Raw genomic sequence first — 17,901 nt, forward strand, 5'->3', positions numbered from 1 at the left:
AATAAGAGTAAGTGTAGAATAATACAATCAATGGTTAACGTTTTAAATCAGGGTGACGATGAGTTAGTGCCGCTAGATTATAGCGATTTATTACAAAAAATTTCTCAAGTATTAGGAAGTCAAAATATATTTAGATTGTCGGAAAATGGCGATCGCCTACTGCTCGACATTGACCAAGTAGCGAGTCAAGTCGCAACTCTGCAAGTCGCCAATCCCCTAGCATCTCCTAACGGAGTTCGTTCTGCAACGATTAATTTTACTCCGGGATTTCAAGGAATTTTTCCGCAAAAGATTGGCGAAATCAGAGATATTGTCCAACAGAAATTAACATCTAATTTAGGACAAAATCAATCTATTGAAGAGTTTGTTAACAGTTTGGTAACACCTTTGCAATCTTTCCAGGGAAATGCAAATCAGTTAGGTTTCAACTATACTTTTAACCAACCTTCTCCTAACTTACAAAAGCAAAAACTTTGTCTTTCTAGCAACCGTCCGGGTAGCGCTTCCCTGCTAAAATTTCACAAACTGACGATTAAGGTAAGGGAGATCGATCGCTTTGCCGAATATTTGCAAGACGGATTGGCAAATCACATTGACGATCTAGTTACTTTTGAGAGCGAAACTGATAGAGAAGAACTGCAAGATACTATTCAAGATCAGATCGAAGAACCATCTTCTGACTTTAACCGTTTGCAGCGAGTTGTCGATACAGAAACTCTGGGAAAACTGAAAAAAGAAGCGAAAATTAGGTATTTAGAATATCTTCGCGATCGCATCGATAATCAAGACCACCTGGGGTTTATTTATCTGAGAGATTTGATTCGTCGTCTCCGACTAATTGAAGATTTTATTAACCAAGAAAGACCTGATGATTATTATGAGGTAAACTATGGAGGAGCGGCGATTAATTATAAAGATTTGTTTTCGCGATCGGAAGTATTAGACTCCCTTCCCATCATTCCCATCATCACAGGAAACTTGGGAGAAAGTACAAACACAAACGCCGGAGAACGCCAATTTATTTTCGGTTTCAAAATGAAGTTTGGCAATCCAGTTCAAGCGATCGACGGTAAAGAAGTGTTTGACTACAATCTTAACCTTATTAATCCTGAAAGTGAGCAACATAAACAGGAACTTGAAGAGAATCCCAACTTCGGAGTAAAAGTATTAAAACTAGCACTTCTGTACTTTTTTATATTTGCTTCCCGCAGCAATCCCGAAGCACCAGATTACAACCCTAATTCTGAGTTAGAGTACGATCCTATCAGTAACTTTGATACCAAAGTTCTGTCTGTATTGCGCGGTTCCGACGAGTCAGCAAAAAGGGATATTTTGCAACGTATCATCAAAGGATTTAACCAATTCAATGCCAAATTAAAAATCAATGTTCTAAAGGATTTTCTGAAAACCTTTATTAAGCATCAAACAATTTTGCCAACGCGAACTTATCCGATACAAATTAGTGTGAGAAGAGGTATCCTAGAAACCGACGAAAACCAAATTTTCAACGGCATTTTCTTTAAAGAAGTTGTGAGAAGAAATCCCAAAGAATGTTTGAGATACATTTCCATTGGCGAAGCGCAGGTTGGGGAAAATGCCGTCTGTCAGCTACCTGCAAGTATTACTATTGAAGATATCCGCTATTTTTCCACAGAAGAACGCCAACAATTTCAAATGGAATATGACATTACAGGTGTGAATACTTTGCCTGTGATGTGGGTTCCTGAAAGTTGCATGAATGCTTATCAAAACTATTTCATGCGAGATAAAAAGTTGTTATTATTTCGCTACAACAACCGACGGTTAGATCCGAAAAATTTTGATTCAAATCAAGGTTTTATTTATCGGTTTACCATCTCTTTGTTAGCGTATATTGTCCTGAAAATATTGCTAGATGCTGCCAAGAAAAGATTGTTTATTCCGATGGTAAGATTGCACGAAGGCGATCACAATAATCCCGCACCTTCGGAAAAGTTTATGGCGCATCTTTCTAAAGCATTGTGTCACTTATTAAACGAGACACATCGCTGTAGTTCTCAAGGTTTCCGGGTGCGAGATGCCAGAGCTTTTAAAGTAAAAAACGGACTTAGTTCTTTATATTCGGTATTACCAAGAAAGTTTCGTTTCACCGATATTTCAGATACTCCAACCCTGGATAAACTCGTGATTATTGTTGTTTCCAGTTGGGAAAGTGACGCGAGGACAGGGAACAGAAACCGCCAAAATAGAATATCTAATTTGGTAGGAGAAGCGATCGCCATCACCCACCAAAAAAATGATAACTCTATTCGCTTGCATATTATCAAAACTTTTTCTGATAACTATAGGAATCAGCGTTTGTATGAAGATCCGCCGATTCTTATAGACACAGTAAACAACCTTTATCAGCAGGGATTCCGAGACTTTTTGTATGTGGCGCAAACACCTTTTACCAGTAATTTGAATATAACTCAAACTGAAGATGACGATCGCCTATATTTCATGTCACCCAAACTAATAAATAATTTGAAAGGGAACCGCGACGACATCAAAATTTATCCGGTATTTTTCGATAAATACTATGTTCGCAAAGCGAAAGACTTGAAAGCAACATCTTTATATATTCAAGATACAAATCAACTGTTGAATGTTGCACAAGATTCAGCGCAGCAAGCGATCGTTTTTTTCAATTTGTTTAATGGGATTAGTGTCGGAACTGGGGACGATCGCTTTTACAACGGCGTGATTTCTTACTCTACCTTATTAAACATTTATCCCGGAATTTTAGATGACAAATACATCCGACAAGGTTTAATTGACGATGATAGCACCCGGAAAAATGACTTACTGCAATATCTGACACTATTTCACTTTTCCCGATTCGAGAAAACTAGTGATATTAGTTTAAAACTCGATCCTTATGAAAACATCATGGGGGAAGAATCATTTAATAAATTGTCTGTGTTTAATCATATTAGAGGAGAAGTTGATTTTAATTCATTGGCATTTTTGACCGAAGTCAGGAGAGTTTTAAACGTATAATCCTAAAGTAGGGTGCGTTAGTGCTAACGTAACGCACCGTTCCTCTATATATGGTGTCAGTGCGTAAGTCCTAATCTAGTTCAAAAAAAATCTTTTTTACAAATCATTTAGACTGGTTAAAACAGGAGTAAAAAATGATTGCCGAAAATTTGGGTCGATTATTTGAAGTTGGATTTAATATTGGGATTCTTGCTTATATCGAACAGCACCAACTTAAACATAATTTTGGCGACTTGTATCATCGGGATTTGCAGCATCTTAAATTTCCTAAAATGCTGAAACGAATAGTCAGTGAAGACAGCACAATCAGTGAAAAAGATATCCAAAGAATTGAAAAATGGTGTTTATATTTATTGCAGAAGGGTTTTCTGTCTGGATTGAATTTTTTTGGGGAATACATTAAATCTACTGGATGGAATGATAGTAAGCGATCGCCAATTGAAATTTTGTACTATCAGTGCAGTTTTGGCGATGCTAATAGCATCAAAACATATCCCAAAAGTGAGGAACAAGAACATCTAGATTTATTATCACAGTTTCAAAAACCCGAACTTTTGGAAAAACCGGGTTTCTTACGTCGATACAAACAAAAAGGTGAGTTTTTAAAAGCAGATACCTTGATGTTGTTGCGGCAACGCCAAAAGTTGAGAATTCTTTCCGTAGACTTATCCATATTTTCCGTTAAATCAGCAAAAGACCTCTTAGATTTTGAAGATAAAGATATGCAGAATCAGCGGCGTTTATTGCGGCGCGAAATTGCTTATTTACGCTCAAAAAGTGTTTTTGCTAAACTGCGGATAGATACAGGAAGTAACAATGATTTAGGTTTGAATTTTTCCCAGAATTTAACCAGATATTTTACTGCTTTTAAGCGCCAAGATAAAGAAAGTGCTAAGTTAATTCAAGCAGCTTCTTATGCTGGTAGCTTTTATCGATTTCTCCGGGAACTAGAGATTCTCAATGATGAAACATCAGTAGTGTTTAATGTGGTGGGATATAGCGATCGCGGCATCAGCACCATGTCTCTGAATCCCGAAAATTTAGAAGTATTAAATACCTGTTCCCAGATTTACCAAAATGAACCAAAAGAACAGGAAATTGCGCGATCGCGAAAAGAAATTTTAAATCTGATTCAACTCAATGCGAGTCGAAGTTTCGACAACGGCAAAAAGTTTATCAAGCAAATACTAGAAATACCCAGCGATACGACAACTACTATATCTCATACCGAAACAATTAATAACTTTAGTTCCACATTAGAATTAAGAGACGAACACGCCAAATTAATTAAAAATTCCCTAGACTCGGACAAAACCTACCTATTTTTAACTGGTAATCCCGGCATTGGCAAAACTACAGCAATTGTAGAATTTCTCAAAGATCATGTCAACGAAGGTTTTCTCTTCTTTTACGTTAGTCCCCGCAAACAAGTCAATTTAGATATTATCGAAAAATTCAAAGACTCAGCAACAGGCGAGTTAGATGACGATATATTTTGCATCAACACTAACTCCCAACTTATTGAGGATAACTCACGGCGTTGTGTCGTAAATTATTATTCCCCAAAACGCCAAGGTGATTTTAGGGAAAATGGCGTTGATTTTTTCGACTCTAGTTCAGAAATTGAACGTAAAACCTCACCCCAGAAAGCACTTAAGAGAAGAACTGAAGACGAAATTGTAGCAACAAATCGCCGCAGCAAAGGAGTTTTATCCTGTCTTTGCGAAGCAATACATACCACAATTAAAGGCGAAATATCTAAGAATATTGTTGCTACAGCTTGTATTCAATCTTTAAGGATAACAGAAAACGGTAAAAACACCTTAGAACATTTTGAAAACATCTTCAAAAGCGCTTACAACAAGCGAGAAAACAAAGTTATTCCTGATGAAATGAGAAGAATATCGACGCGGATAAAGCATTTATTCATTATGATAGATGAAATCACCGGAGATGATAGCGGCGTTGAATTTTTAAATGGAATCAGCAAGATTTTGAAACGTTATAAATTGACTGATTCCCAACATGGATTTAACACTAAAGTGATTGTAGCAGATGCTTCAATTGTTGAGCAAAATGTGATTAAACAACATTTATCCGAAACCTCACCGGAACCAGATAAAATATTCTTTAGGCGTGCATCTTCCCAAGCTATTAAACCACTTTCATTTCAGGAATTTGAATTTTTCAGATCGCCAGCAGTCGCCATCAACGCTAACTCCTATCCCGCCAGCAGTTTAACCATTACTTATAAACTATTCGTCGAATCACTTCCCTTTAACGAAGACACTTTTGCAGCAACAAGAGATAACCTAAAAAAAAGAGTACAAAATCAAATTGTTCAAGATATTAACACGCTCTGGGAACATCCCGATGCTGGACAAATTATAGTATACATTCAAGATAAGCGAAAATTACAAGAATTAATCGAAACAATTAAACAACACCGGGGAGAGTTTGTTAAAAATCAGGATTATTTAGAGATCCACGCTAACCTTTCTGATAATGATAAAACAGCAATTCACGAACACAAAAATCAAGTCAAAATCATTTTTATGACTTCCTCCGCCAGTCGCGGTTTATCCTTTCCCAAAGCGAAGCATATTTTAGTGGAAATTCCCCATTTCCGAGTTGAAAGTAACCTGATGGAAATCATCCAAGTTATTTACAGAGGACGGGGTGATTATTACGAAGAGGGAAAGAAGAAAACCTTGGACGATCGCGAAAAAGAACTGGTATTTTATTTGAGCGATCGCGCCATTTACTACACCGACGACAAACAACTTTCCCTGCAAGAAAGTACCATCAACTTATTAAATATCTTGCTAATTATCAAAACTTGTGTATTAACTAGAATTCAAGGTTACGGACAAATAGGTAGAGAAAAATTCCTGATGATTCCCATAGGTGGAAAGTCTGTATCTAGCGCAGGACAAACATTTAGCGGACAACTGGCGAACCTAATCAAAGATTTAAAAAATGAACATCGTCGGCATCCCAGTCACAAACTCTTACAAGAAGTTTATACAAGTTTAGAACAACTGCTAAGTCGTGCTGAGTTTATCTTAAGTTCAAAAAACCCTCCCACTCCCAGAAACCCGGTTTCTTCGAGAAACCGGGTTTCTAGAGTTGCTGATAGTTATTCCTATTTAGAATTAAGAGAATTTTTCAACAGCAAATTCTTAGATTTAATTAGCAATGGATTTGATAATTTACTCAAATTTGGCAACATCCAACCCGGACTAATTAATGGTAGCTTATTAGTCGTTCCTATTGCCGAACAAAGATTAGACGAAACTTACGAAATACGACTAATGGAAATAGCAACCCACGCCACAGAAGAACTAGTAAATAAAATGTTAGCAATTCATCATAGTTCAGATTATCCGATCAGACTGCGATCGGCAATCAAAAACGCCATAGAATTAGTAGATAAAGTGCGCGACTCCAGCGACAGAACCCAGTTTTTCCAGCAAAATAGTCAACGCCTCGATCGATACTATGCCTTACCATTATTTAGCTTTATTAGCGCCGAAGCAATGAGCGAATATTTTGCCGAAGAACCTGAAGAAGCAGAAGACGAAAGATTTCGGGAGATTTTAGCAACCTACATTCATCATCTTTACCCAACCGATAAAACTTTACCAATTGGTTACAAATACAAAGAGTTTCCTTTTGTAGTTTTTAGCAGTTACAGTTTAGAAGAAATGAGAGAAAAGATTTTTACCGATAAATATTTGTTAACTTCCAATGAATTAAATGTGTTGAATTTGATTTTGTCGAAAACAGAATAAAAAATTATTGGCTCTGGGAATTGCCTAAAATGAAATTAACAATCCGAACCAGCGGACTTTTTGGATGTTTCTGAATATATCCGATCGCTCTGGCTGCGATCGCAACTCCCACTACACCAGCGCCTAAGCTGAATAAAACAGAAAGTGTGAAATTATGTGGCGGATTTATACCGAAAGATGGTTGGAAGTGAACCGGAATTATGGTTAATTTTTCGTTTGGTTTGGCTTCAATCAGATAAGGTAATGCAGTAGCAGCAATTCCGGCAAAACCTATTCCTACACCGACAACGGCTAACACAATTTGCAGGTTGCGATCGCTTTTTACCTGTTCAATCTCTACCAAACCCCGTAATGTATTAATAAATTCGCCAATTAAATCTTTACCTGGTTGGATATAACTGAGGTAGGTTTCTATCTGATTGAGGTAGCGTTTACAGGTAGTTTCGCCAAACTCTTGCCAAGTGGAAATATCCCCCGGTTGCCAGAATTTTTGTAAATAATTTTGATAGTTAATTTGATTTACTTTGATTGTGGTACAATGTGCTTGCAGATTTCTTAGTTGCCGTTGATACTGCATCGATAGTTCTGGCATTGATTCCAGCAGTTTTTGCAGTTCTTCTAATGGTTTATCTTGCTTAAATTCCTTAATCTTCGCTTCTAATTCGCTATAAACTTTTCTGGCTTCACGATAACTATCTCGTGCTTGTTCGTAGACATATTCAATTTTGTGGCGAGTCCAGAGAGACAGCATTAAATCGTCATAAAATCGCTCAATTTCTTTTGGATTGATGGCTTTATTGTCAATCCAAAATAAAATTTTATAGCGTTTATTCGGCTGATTTTGGTTGCTTATTTCATATTCCAATAAGGGAACTTTGAGTAATTTTCCCTCAGCGACTAATCTACCTGTAAATTTAGTATCTTTCAGAAACTCTTTCACAAATTCATCAGCTAAGTCTTTACATCCTTTATCAACTATTTCTGTTTCTCCAATCAGCCAGATAGTTTCACCGAGAGTGTTTTCCGAACAGTCTAAGAATAAGCTACTGGGTTGAAATAGATGCAGTTCTTCGGCTGTGATATTATATTGCTTATTTTCAGGATATAAGCTTAAATCGAAAGCGTAGGTATCGTGTAATAGAAATGCTTGTAGATTCCCGCTAATTGTTAAGCCATTTTGGTTAATAGCAATTAGTTTTATCGAGTCTTTATCTTTAATTAGCGAGAAATTAATTGAATTTAAGTCTTTTTTATGTTTGAAAACATTTGATTCTTTATCTAACTCATAACACAGTAATTGCGATTTCAAATTTGTTAGTTCAGGGAAAGGTAGTTTTTCGCTTAGTTTAATCAAATTTTCCCAAATTAAATCGGCTTGGGGTGAAACTCGATCGAGAGATTCAGCGATCGTCTGATTTAGATGGAAAAAATAAACACTGATACTAAACTTTTTCATGGGGAGGATTTACCCTCTTTTTCGGGAGTTTTTTCGGCAGCGACAGTCAAATTTTCTATGGTTTCTATTAAGCTTTTACTTTTTTCTCCCGGCTTAGTAGGCGATACTCCATCTCTGCCTAATTTATCTCCCGATTTCATCAACTTAGCATTGTATTTTCGCTTGATTTCTGGTTTTTCTTTTAGCCAGTTCTCAATTATTTGGATGTTCTCTTCATCATTTTCTGTCAACTTAGCTTTGAGAGAAACTAGGTCATCTCTTAGATTAGCAAATAAATCTGTCTCTTGAATTAATTGCTGGAAAATTTCTAGTTTAGTGATGCTATTACTCATATTTTGTTCTCCTTTTGTTCTCCTTTGCCAGCTGCACAGAAGCCAGCCCAATAATAGGGATTTTGATATATCTTAGCATTAGCTCCTTGGGTTGCTTTGTCCTCTTCCAAGCAGTCTTGTAAGGTTTCTCGCCATGTTTGGTCTAGGAGTTGACATTTTTTTGTCCAGTCGATGAAGCCTTGGATGTCGGTGTCTCGTACCCAGATTTGTGCTTGGTTTAATGCCAAGGCGAGTTTACCCGGTTGCTGGGAGAGGTTTTCGTAGGTTTTAATCAGTAAAATCGCTGTGGAAAAGGCATTTACTGACCATAAAGTGACGTATAAACTGGGAGTACCAGCTAACAGGAAACCGCTGGTGAGGCTAATATATTCGTCGGTGTCGTCGAGTCGAACTTGTCCCGTTTCGCAGGCGGAAAGAGTGACTAGGCTGCATTCACTGAGGTTGAAATAGCGGATTATTTCTTCTAGGGTGAGAGTGCCATCGGCTAGTTTTAAGCCAGATTTTAGGGGTTCGTTGGGATTGAAGGAACCATGACAGGAAAAGAACAAATGATGGCTGTCGGCGACTTGTTCGGCTATTTCTAATTTCTCTTCTAATTGTTTGCCTTTTTTGGCATTTTGTTTAGCTAAAATTTCTGATTTTGGGAAGATATTTTTAACGCTTTCTACTTCCATGTCGGCAGCCATCAAGTCATTTGTGGGGTTTTGAATGGCGAAAAATTTAGCGAATTTACCCCGTTGATATTTTTGGACTTGATGGAGAATTTGGCAACTGGGGGTGTAGGAAACTCCCTTATCGAAGCAGTCAATCAGATAGGGATTTGGGGGACAATTTGGGTTATTGGAGTGAAAGCGTTGCCAATTTTCCCTGCTGACAGGTAAGGCGTGGAGAGGGAAAAGGTGCAGGTAGCGGTGGGGAATCAGGATTAGTTGATCGCAGGTTTCGGGGATGGATTTGAGTATTTGATCAATGTGGAGAATTTTCGCTAAAATGCGTAAACCTTGAGCTAACTGTTCGCGCCATTTGTTGCTGTCTTCGTAATATTTGGTTAAATAGGCATTAGTCCATTTGATCAGTCTTTGTAAATCTTGTGGTGATGATTGCCAAAGTGCGATCCCCCCTGCCCCCCTTAAGAAGGGGGGTTCTGAGGTTTGCTGTTCTTCATTGAGAGATGACTGTGCAAGTTCTAATTCATTATCTCCCATTTTTAAGAGTAATTCTGAGTCCTCTTGCTCCCCCCTTATTAAGGGGGGTTGGGGGGGATCTTTCGTGATGATAAAAACACAAAACCTATCGCCCAAAATGTACCATTCGACAATTGCTGTTTTTTCATCGGTTAACTGCTTAATTTCACCAAAATTTAGGGGTGTATAGGGATATTTGGCGGCTAAATCTTGGCGTAGTTGGTTGATGAAGTCGTAATTTTTTTCTTCAGCTTGTTTTAACCGTTGATTTTCTTGGGCAATTCTCAGTCTTAACTGTTGCAACTCTTGCCGCACTTGCGGGGGGATTTCTCCTTTAGGATACAAATCTTTCACCGATAACAACTCGATTAAGTTTTGCGCTTTGGAACGTTCGGCATATTCCACCGCTTCCGTGTAGCGTTGCAGTTGGATGCAAACTTCTACCATACCCAGATAGAGTTTATTCCATTCTTCGGCTAACTTCTGTTTAGTTTCATCCCCAGATTGAATTTCACCCCGTAAAAATTCCACTGTCTCAATCGCTGGGGAAAATGTTTTATAAGCAAGTTCCCATTCCTTCTTGTTTCGGTAAAGATTACCTAAATTAAATAAAGTTTCTGTATAATCTTGCGGGAAAGCCTCACGAGTTCTGATAGTTAAAGCATTTTCATAAAATTCGATCGCTTGTTCGATATTGTCTGCCCTCTCTCCCCTGATTCTGTCAGAGTAGGCAGTTGCCAGATTATTTTGCGTCATTGCCCAATCTTGGGGAAAAGCATCGCGGGTGTAAACGGTGAGGACTTCCGTGTAAAATTCGATCGCCTTGTCGATATTGTCTGCCCTCTCTCCCCTGATTCTGTCAGAGTAGGCATTTGCCAGATTATGTTGCGTCATTGCCCAATCTTGGGGAAAAGCTTCGCGGGTGCGAACGGTGAGGGCGGCGGTGCAAAATTCGATCGCCCTCTCGATATTCTCTGCCCTCTCTCCCCTGATTCTGTTACGGTAGGGTTTCTCCCAGATTATGTTGCGTTTGTGCCCAATATTCGGGAAAAGCTTCGCGGGTGTAAACGGTGAGGGCTAGGTTGTAAAATTCGATCGCCCTCTCGATATTCTCTGCCCTCTCTCCCCTGATTCTCTTAGAGTAGGCAGCTGCCAGATTATTTTGCGTCCTTGCCCAATCTTCGGGAAAAGCATCGCAGGTGCGAACGGTGAGGGCTTGGGTGTAATATGCGATCGCACGTTCGATAAAAAGCAGCGTCATTCTGTTTTCCTTCCTCTGCCAACCCTGCCGCTTTTGCCTCGCAAACTTGCACAAACCCCAAATCCAGCAATTCCGAGTTATCATCTAAAATCTGCGGTCTCTCACCGTTAGGACAACTCAGCAGTTGTTGAATCAGATTCCCGTAAGCTTGAATACGTTCCTCATTCATAAGATGATGCCTGTAGCCAATAGGACAAAAATACATTTGGGTGTGGTCATCAGTAGTTGGTGGAGACTGACGCGGCGACGCAGGGAGTAGGGGTACGCAGACGCGGATAAATTTTTGATATCACCAACGGCTTTTGACCATACGTAATACGTTTTACACTGAATCACAAACTGGAACAGGATGAAACTGAAGCAGAACAGAAGATATGTTGGAGAAATATAATTTCAGCAATGCCAAACCTGGTAGACATCGGGGATTTAAGGGATCTTTGATTCGCGTTTTGGAAGACGGAACAGAACAAGCGATCGAATTGAAACCAAAAAGCGATAATGCTACGCATCGCTACGCGATCGCACCTAATTTTTGGTAGGTTTTAAGTTGTACGATCCGCCCCTAATTCGTAGTATTTTAAACTCTATGTCACAATTGAGGAAACAACAATTAACCCAACTAACGAACAAGCTCAAACCTGTCTGCGAGTCTGTCAGATGTTATCCAACTACTACCGGAATATAGAACTATTCCGTTTTAACGAAGAACAGGGATATGTCTACATTTTGACATCGGACAATCTAGAAATTATGGTATATCGTGACGGAAATTGGGAGTTTATCAATGAAACCAAACTTTGAAAAAATGTCCAGACAAGAATTGAGAGATTATGTGCGGACACATCGAGATGATTTAGAAGCTTTGGATGCTTTAGTTAATCGCCGGAATCCCGACTCACAAAGAATTATATTCCAACCACCAAAAACTAAAGAAGAAGAACAAGAACAGTTTGAATTATTCAAGCGGATAGTTGACGAAAAGACAAGGAAAAAAGAGGCGGAAAGTTGAGGATTTAGGGAGTGCGATAATGCTACGCATCGCTACGCGATCGCACCAATAATCCCATACTTTTACTCATTGTGCGATCGCCATCTCCACAACTACCTCTTTACAACGTATTCGGATCGATTCCCCTCTCCTCTAACTTAGCTAAAAGATCTTGAAGTTGTTGTTGACTTTGCTCTAATTGTTGTTGACTTTCTTTCGCTATTTCTTCCGGCGTTTTATATCTATTTCCATTCTCGTCATACCAATACAACCACTCCCTCGTAAAAGCTTGATAAGTTCCCCTTTCCCTACCAATTCCCAAACCAATTTCCGGCATCCAAATTATATCGCCAGACTGTAAAACATATTCACCATTAACTAAGCGGTGAACTTCTAAACGTTGTCGGCGGCGACGTTGGCGAGTTGGCGCATAAACAATGTAATACAAAACACCCATTTGGGCATAATCAAATTTTTTCTGTTCGTATTCAGCATTGTAAGTTTTAGAAACAATTTCCAATACCAAAGAAGGAACTACACCATCTTCATCCCAAAGCACATAACACAACCTTCCCTGTTCCCCAACAAAACGTTCTACCCCCAAACTTAAAAAACCATCAGGGACGATCGCAGGTTTAGCCAAATCATAGTAAATTCCCATATTAATCCCAAAAAACCAATCCTCCCGGTCTTGCCAAATCAAAGCCAAAACCGCAGACAACAAACTGGGAATTAAAACTTGTAACTCATTATCCACAGGAGTATCATCCGAACTGGGTAACTCTTCCGAAGATGGCAAACAACCTAACGGATTGTAATTCAACATAACTACCTCAAATTAATATTTCGCAAAAAAGCGATAAATAACGCAAGTTGCTAGTTATTAATTTTTTCTTGTTCCCCCCTTCTGCAAGGGGGGCTAGGGGGGATCTAACGCTGTGTTTCCAAGTTTAGATCCCCCCAACCCCCCTTGATAAGGGGGGCTAAGAAAAATCTACAGTTATAACTAGCAACTTGCGTTAAATACTGCGATCGACATATCAATCACTAAAATAAAACATATTTCTGCCCCTGGAGCCCCTGGAGCCCCTGGAGCCCCTGGAGCCCCCTTTCCACCTGTGGGTAGAACCAAAAAATCCACACTTCCTCCTTTTCCCTCTTGCCAACTGTTCCCCACAGTCCGACACTGGACTTGGGAACGTTCGGCAGTGAGAGGTTTTTTTGTGAAAAAAGTTCTATCTATCATTCTTGGCGGTGGCGCAGGGACTCGCCTTTACCCCTTAACCAAACTACGCGCCAAGCCAGCAGTACCTTTAGCCGGGAAATATCGTCTGATTGATATCCCCGTGAGTAACTGCATCAACTCAGAAATTTACAAAATCTACGTCCTGACTCAATTTAACTCTGCCTCACTCAACCGTCATATTGCCCGCGCATACAACTTTGCTGGCTTCACTGATGGGTTTGTAGAAGTACTAGCTGCCCAGCAAACACCCGAAAACCCCAACTGGTTTCAAGGTACCGCTGACGCAGTTCGTCAATATATGTGGCTATTTGAAGAGTGGGACGTTGATGAATTTCTAATACTTTCGGGAGATCACCTCTACCGAATGGACTATCGTTTATTCGTGCAACGTCACCGAGAAACCAACGCCGATATCACCATCTCCGTTGTCCCAATGGACGAGAAACGCGCCTCGGACTTCGGGTTAATGAAAATTAACGATGACGGTAGGGTAATTGACTTTAGCGAAAAACCCAAAGGTGAAGCCCTCAAACAAATGCAGGTTGACACCACCATTTTGGGACTCACAGGAGAAGAAGCCCAGAAAATGCCTTACATTGCTTCTATGGGCATTTATGTCTTCAAAAAAGATGTCCTGTTGGATCTGCTCAACTCATACCCGGATAGTACAGACTTCGGTAAAGAAATCATCCCCGCATCGTCGAAAAACCACAACATTCAAGCCTACCTATTTGACGGTTATTGGGAAGATATTGGAACAATTGAAGCCTTCTACGATGCTAATTTAGCTTTGACAAGGCAACCCCGTCCGCCATTTAGCTTCTACGATGAAACCGCCCCCATTTACACTCGTGCCCGTTACTTGCCACCAACAAAATTATTAGATTGCCAAGTGACAGAATCAATGATTGGAGAAGGGTGCATTATTAAAAATTGCCGCATCAATCATTCAGTATTGGGAGTGCGAAGCCGTGTAGAAGCAGGTTGTTTAGTGGAAGACTCCCTACTGATGGGCGCAGACTTCTATCAACCCTTTAGCGAACGGGCAACTAGTTGCGATCACCGTGAAGTCCCGTTAGGCATTGGTGCAAATACCACGATTCGTCGTGCCATCATTGACAAAAATGCCCGTATCGGTTGTGATGTTCAAATTATTAACAAAGACAATGTACAAGAAGCCGAACGCGAAAACCTGGGATTCTATATTCGTAGCGGCATCGTCGTTGTCTTGAAAAATGCCGTTATTCCCGATGGCACAATCATCTAGTCTTTCTCTAGATCCCCGACTTCTTCAAGAAGTCGGGGATCTGGGCATTCTAGATCCCCGACTTCTTCAAGAAGTCGGGGATCTGGGCATTCTAGATCCCCGACTTCTTCAAGAAGTCGGGGATCTGGACATGACAAAACTAATTCTTTCGATCGGGCTTCCTGGTAGCGGTAAATCTACCCTAGCCGAAAAGCTAATCGCAGAAACTCCCGGAAGTTTGTTAATTTCAACAGACAGAATTCGGGGTCAACTGTTTGGAGATGAAGCTATCCAGGGCCCTTGGTTTCTCGTTTGGCGAGAGTTAGAACGACAGCTGCAACAAGCTGCCCTAGCAATTGCCCAAGGACAAGCCACCCTTGCCATTTACGATGCTACCAATGCCGCCCGTCGCCAACGCAAAGATGCGATCGCCCTTTGCCGCGAAACAGGCTTCACCCACATCACCGGACTATGGTTTGATACCCCCATTTGGCTTTGCCTTTCCCGTAACCGTCGTCGCCAGCGTCGAGTCCCCGAAGAAGTCATTTTCCGAATGTCTCGTCAACTACGCGATGCGCCCCCAGCTTTGGTCGATGGATTCGATCGCCTAATTCGCTACCATCTCGACCAGTTCATAATTGTGGAATAACCGTACCAAACCGAACTTGCAGTCATAATCTATTTAAATGCACAATGAAAATGAGTCGATGTATACACCTATTCCTGACCATTTTTTATTATCACTGAATGCTCGAACAATACCTAACCGGAAAGTCTAAAATAAAAAAACTCTCCCGCAAAAAATCATCTTCAGCACATAATAAATCAAGACAAAATTACCACTAATATTTACTTTATAGGAGACAAACTAAATGGCTACCACTGACTTTAAAGACTATTATGCCGTCCTGGGAGTGACTAAAACCGCTAGCGCCGACGAAATCAAAAAAGTTTACCGTCGCCTAGCACGTAAGTATCACCCAGACATGAATCCTAACGACAAACAAGCCGAAGCCCGTTTTAAAGAAGTTACGGAAACCTACGAAGTACTTTCCGACCCCGATAAACGCAAAAAATACGACCAATTCGGTCAATACTGGAAACAAGCTGACCAAGCATGGTCTGGTGCTGGTGGCGCAGGCGCACCAGGAGTCGATTTTAACGGCTTTGACTTTAGTCAGTACGGTAGTTTTGACGAATTCATCAACGAATTATTAGGTCGCTACAGCACAGGAACTCCTGGAACTGGTGCTGCTGGCAGACGTTCCACTAACCGCAGTTACAGCTATCGTACCAGCCCTGGTGGACAAACTGGCTTTGGTGGTGGTGGTTTTAGCGGCTTTGATGGCTTTGATAATCAAACATCATCAAATGTTAGCAGTGCTGACAGAGAAGCTAACCTCAGTCTCACTTTTTCCGAAGCATTTCACGGCGTACAAAAGCGTTTAGATTTAGGCACAGAAGTAGTAGATGCGAAAATTCCCGCAGGTGCTAAAAAAGGCACTCGAATTCGCCTGAAAGGTAAAGGTTCTTTCAATTCTTTAAATCAACAACGTGGTGATTTGTACCTCAATGTAGAATTGCAACCGCACAATTTCTTTCAATTTGATGGCGATAATTTAGTTTGTGAAGTGCCAATTACTCCCGATGAAGCTGTTTTAGGAGCCCAAATAGAAGTTCCGACTCCAGATGGTTCGGTTACTGTTAATGTTCCCGCTGGTGTGCGTTCCGGTCAATCTCTGCGACTGAAGGGAAAAGGTTGGCCTAATCCTAAAGGTGGACGCAGCGATTTAATGGTGAAAATTTCTATTGTTCCCCCCAAAGAACTTAGCCAAACTGAACGGGAATTGTATGAGAAGATTCGGACCGATCGCACTTTCAATCCCCGCAGTAACTTAAAGCAAATCAAATTATAATTAAGTCAAGTTCGTAGTAGCGACTTCAGTCGTCTACTCCTCACCTAGCAGGACTGAAGTCCTTACAACGAACTTGGATTAAGTTTTAATGATTAAAAATACTCCAACAGCAATCATGACACAGCCAGCAATAATGTTTAATACTTTGGTTATTTTGGAACTAATCAGCAATCTAGCTTTATTTGCCATGAACGCATAGCTAAGTTTTACACCGCCTACGGCTAGAGTGGCGATCGCAATAATCACACCAGTATCAAACCAAGAAACCTTAGAAAGATCGACAAAAGCCGGAAAAAAACCTAAATAAAATAACGTCGCCTTTTGATCGCCCAATGTAATAAAAAGACCAGTCAAAAAACTCGACAGCAAAGAGGATTTTACCACCTTCTCTGTCTTCATATTCTTTGCTTTTGACTTAAATAGCGCGATTCCCAATAATATCAGATACAAGCCACCCAGGTATTTTATGAGTACAAAGAAGCTACCCATCGTTTCCGCAAGAAACGACAAACCCAAAATAGCTATGATTATGAAAATTATGTCACCCAGTACTATTCCCAGAGTGGTGAAAACACCATGAATCAACCCAGATGTAGCCGATCTTGTCGAGACAGCCAGAACACTCACACTGGGAATAGCAGCCAGAACAACCATCCCACCGAATAGTGCCACAATGCTGCTCAAAGTCATACTGGTTTGCATGATCGTACCAATTGTTTAAATCGCTGCCAACAACTGCTCAACTGAAGCATTAGGCGATAAAAAAGAAAACAAATGCTTGTAAACCAATCTACCTTCTTTTTCTAACACAAATTGTGCTGGCAAAGGCGCACCCAACGCTTGACCAACCTGATATTCTCGAAACACCCAACAGCTAGGATCGCTCAACAACGGCATTTTTAAACCCAAATCCCTAACAACTTTTTCACTTTGTTGTTTGTCTGTACTGGTAATCATTAAAACTTCTACCCCTTTGCTAGAAAACAGTTCGTAGTTTTCATTCATCGCTAAAATATGGGGATAGCACAGCGGACAGTATTGTTTTTCGGTAAAAATTCGGGTGAAATCTAAAATAACAGGCTGTTTACCTCTAAAATTTGATAACTTGACTGGCTGACTATTGGTAATATCTAGCAGTTCAAAATCTTTAGTAACCGCCCCTAATCGTAGTTCATTATGTGCCGGAATTGGCAAAAAGTTACGGAAGAAACGCTCATTTATTAAACCGCTAAAATCAGTGGAAGTCAGCATAATTAAATCGTAAACTCAATAATTTCTAGATCCCCGACTTCTTCTGAGAAGTCGGGGATCTGGGTCTCTAGATCCCCGACTTCTTCAAGAAGTCGGGGATCTGGGTCTCTAGATCCCCGACTTCTTCTGAGAAGTCGGGGATCTGGGTCTCTAGATCCCCGACTTCTTCTGAGAAGTCGGGGATCTGGGTCATTTAACTATTTGCC

Annotated in this window: 14 protein-coding genes and 1 pseudogene; 8 read left to right on the forward strand and 7 right to left on the reverse strand. The window is 40.2% G+C overall.

Features of this window, described 5'->3' with window-relative positions:
* Positions 1 to 30 precede the first annotated feature (30 nt).
* Positions 31 to 3,021 (forward strand): hypothetical protein, encoded by a 2,991-nt coding sequence (locus ACE1CI_RS08490; RefSeq protein ID WP_413262158.1) that lies wholly within the window; start codon positions 31 to 33, stop codon positions 3,019 to 3,021.
* Between the two features lie 134 nt (positions 3,022 to 3,155).
* Positions 3,156 to 6,815 carry a helicase-related protein gene (locus ACE1CI_RS08495; RefSeq protein WP_413262157.1) on the forward strand — a complete coding sequence of 1,220 codons (3,660 nt, stop codon included), beginning with the start codon at positions 3,156 to 3,158 and terminating at the stop codon, positions 6,813 to 6,815.
* A gap of 4 nt (positions 6,816 to 6,819) precedes the next feature.
* Here the strand turns inward: ACE1CI_RS08495 and ACE1CI_RS08500 are convergent, their stop codons facing one another.
* The 4 genes and pseudogenes from ACE1CI_RS08500 to ACE1CI_RS08515 form a co-directional block, all read right to left on the reverse strand.
* Positions 6,820 to 8,271 (reverse strand): hypothetical protein, encoded by a 1,452-nt coding sequence (locus ACE1CI_RS08500; protein ID WP_496615339.1) that lies wholly within the window; start codon positions 8,269 to 8,271, stop codon positions 6,820 to 6,822.
* Complete coding sequence (locus ACE1CI_RS08505; protein WP_413262155.1) at positions 8,268 to 8,603, reverse strand: hypothetical protein; 336 nt, start codon at positions 8,601 to 8,603, stop codon at positions 8,268 to 8,270. Before ACE1CI_RS08505 ends, ACE1CI_RS08500 begins: the two co-directional genes overlap by 4 nt.
* Positions 8,600 to 10,234, reverse strand: a complete 1,635-nt coding sequence (locus tag ACE1CI_RS08510; protein WP_496615603.1) for a CHAT domain-containing protein — start codon at positions 10,232 to 10,234, stop codon at positions 8,600 to 8,602. The genes ACE1CI_RS08505 and ACE1CI_RS08510 overlap by 4 nt, the downstream gene beginning before the upstream one ends.
* A 153-nt stretch (positions 10,235 to 10,387) precedes the next feature.
* Positions 10,388 to 11,033 (reverse strand): annotated as a pseudogene (locus ACE1CI_RS08515) (tetratricopeptide repeat protein); the annotation flags it as partial.
* Positions 11,034 to 11,422: 389 nt separating this feature from the next.
* On the opposite strand from ACE1CI_RS08515, the gene ACE1CI_RS08520 reads away from it, so the two are divergent.
* The 3 genes from ACE1CI_RS08520 (at position 11,423) to ACE1CI_RS08530 (ending at position 12,057) form a co-directional block, all read left to right on the forward strand.
* Entirely contained in the window at positions 11,423 to 11,587 is a 165-nt protein-coding gene (locus ACE1CI_RS08520; RefSeq protein ID WP_413262152.1) for a hypothetical protein, read from the forward strand.
* Positions 11,588 to 11,705: 118 nt separating this feature from the next.
* Positions 11,706 to 11,849, forward strand: coding sequence for a DUF6888 family protein (locus tag ACE1CI_RS08525; RefSeq protein ID WP_459563996.1), 144 nt, complete (start codon positions 11,706 to 11,708; stop codon positions 11,847 to 11,849).
* Positions 11,833 to 12,057: a DUF6887 family protein gene (locus ACE1CI_RS08530; RefSeq protein WP_413262151.1), complete on the forward strand. Its 225-nt coding sequence runs from the start codon at positions 11,833 to 11,835 to the stop codon at positions 12,055 to 12,057. Before ACE1CI_RS08525 ends, ACE1CI_RS08530 begins: the two co-directional genes overlap by 17 nt.
* Before the next feature lie 100 nt (positions 12,058 to 12,157).
* Here ACE1CI_RS08530 and ACE1CI_RS08535 read toward each other — a convergent pair whose 3' ends face one another.
* Positions 12,158 to 12,862 (reverse strand): Uma2 family endonuclease, encoded by a 705-nt coding sequence (locus ACE1CI_RS08535; RefSeq protein ID WP_413262150.1) that lies wholly within the window; start codon positions 12,860 to 12,862, stop codon positions 12,158 to 12,160.
* Between the two features lie 397 nt (positions 12,863 to 13,259).
* On the opposite strand from ACE1CI_RS08535, the gene ACE1CI_RS08540 reads away from it, so the two are divergent.
* The 3 genes from ACE1CI_RS08540 to ACE1CI_RS08550 all read left to right on the forward strand — a co-directional run bounded on the left by ACE1CI_RS08540 (position 13,260) and on the right by ACE1CI_RS08550 (position 16,444).
* Entirely contained in the window at positions 13,260 to 14,549 is a 1,290-nt protein-coding gene (locus ACE1CI_RS08540; RefSeq protein ID WP_413265510.1) for a glucose-1-phosphate adenylyltransferase, read from the forward strand.
* Positions 14,550 to 14,679: 130 nt separating this feature from the next.
* Positions 14,680 to 15,177, forward strand: coding sequence for an AAA family ATPase (locus ACE1CI_RS08545; RefSeq protein ID WP_413265511.1), 498 nt, complete (start codon positions 14,680 to 14,682; stop codon positions 15,175 to 15,177).
* 223 nt (positions 15,178 to 15,400) lie between these two features.
* On the forward strand, positions 15,401 to 16,444 hold the full coding sequence (locus ACE1CI_RS08550) for a DnaJ C-terminal domain-containing protein (protein WP_496615340.1): 1,044 nt from the start codon (positions 15,401 to 15,403) through the stop codon (positions 16,442 to 16,444).
* Positions 16,445 to 16,522: 78 nt separating this feature from the next.
* Here the strand turns inward: ACE1CI_RS08550 and ACE1CI_RS08555 are convergent, their stop codons facing one another.
* Entirely contained in the window at positions 16,523 to 17,146 is a 624-nt protein-coding gene (locus ACE1CI_RS08555) for a LysE family translocator (RefSeq protein ID WP_413265513.1), read from the reverse strand.
* A 15-nt stretch (positions 17,147 to 17,161) separates the two neighbouring features.
* On the reverse strand, positions 17,162 to 17,695 hold the full coding sequence (locus ACE1CI_RS08560) for a peroxiredoxin family protein (protein WP_413265514.1): 534 nt from the start codon (positions 17,693 to 17,695) through the stop codon (positions 17,162 to 17,164).
* Between the last annotated feature and the right edge of the window lie 206 nt (positions 17,696 to 17,901).

Origin of the sequence: Floridaenema flaviceps BLCC-F50 (genome assembly GCF_041929275.2) — a bacterium.
In the GTDB taxonomy this organism is placed as follows: Bacteria; Cyanobacteriota; Cyanobacteriia; order Cyanobacteriales; family Aerosakkonemataceae; genus Floridanema; species Floridanema flaviceps.

Coding starts and splice junctions, on each gene's coding strand:
- ACE1CI_RS08490 (WP_413262158.1), top strand. CDS start 31: ATGGTTAACGTTTTAAATCAGGGTGACGATGAGTTAGTGCCGCTAGAT.
- ACE1CI_RS08495 (WP_413262157.1), top strand. CDS start 3,156: ATGATTGCCGAAAATTTGGGTCGATTATTTGAAGTTGGATTTAATATT.
- ACE1CI_RS08500 (WP_496615339.1), bottom strand. CDS start 8,271: ATGAAAAAGTTTAGTATCAGTGTTTATTTTTTCCATCTAAATCAGACG.
- ACE1CI_RS08505 (WP_413262155.1), bottom strand. CDS start 8,603: ATGAGTAATAGCATCACTAAACTAGAAATTTTCCAGCAATTAATTCAA.
- ACE1CI_RS08510 (WP_496615603.1), bottom strand. CDS start 10,234: ATGGTAGAAGTTTGCATCCAACTGCAACGCTACACGGAAGCGGTGGAA.
- ACE1CI_RS08520 (WP_413262152.1), top strand. CDS start 11,423: ATGTTGGAGAAATATAATTTCAGCAATGCCAAACCTGGTAGACATCGG.
- ACE1CI_RS08525 (WP_459563996.1), top strand. CDS start 11,706: ATGTTATCCAACTACTACCGGAATATAGAACTATTCCGTTTTAACGAA.
- ACE1CI_RS08530 (WP_413262151.1), top strand. CDS start 11,833: ATGAAACCAAACTTTGAAAAAATGTCCAGACAAGAATTGAGAGATTAT.
- ACE1CI_RS08535 (WP_413262150.1), bottom strand. CDS start 12,862: ATGTTGAATTACAATCCGTTAGGTTGTTTGCCATCTTCGGAAGAGTTA.
- ACE1CI_RS08545 (WP_413265511.1), top strand. CDS start 14,680: ATGACAAAACTAATTCTTTCGATCGGGCTTCCTGGTAGCGGTAAATCT.
- ACE1CI_RS08550 (WP_496615340.1), top strand. CDS start 15,401: ATGGCTACCACTGACTTTAAAGACTATTATGCCGTCCTGGGAGTGACT.
- ACE1CI_RS08555 (WP_413265513.1), bottom strand. CDS start 17,146: ATGCAAACCAGTATGACTTTGAGCAGCATTGTGGCACTATTCGGTGGG.
- ACE1CI_RS08560 (WP_413265514.1), bottom strand. CDS start 17,695: ATGCTGACTTCCACTGATTTTAGCGGTTTAATAAATGAGCGTTTCTTC.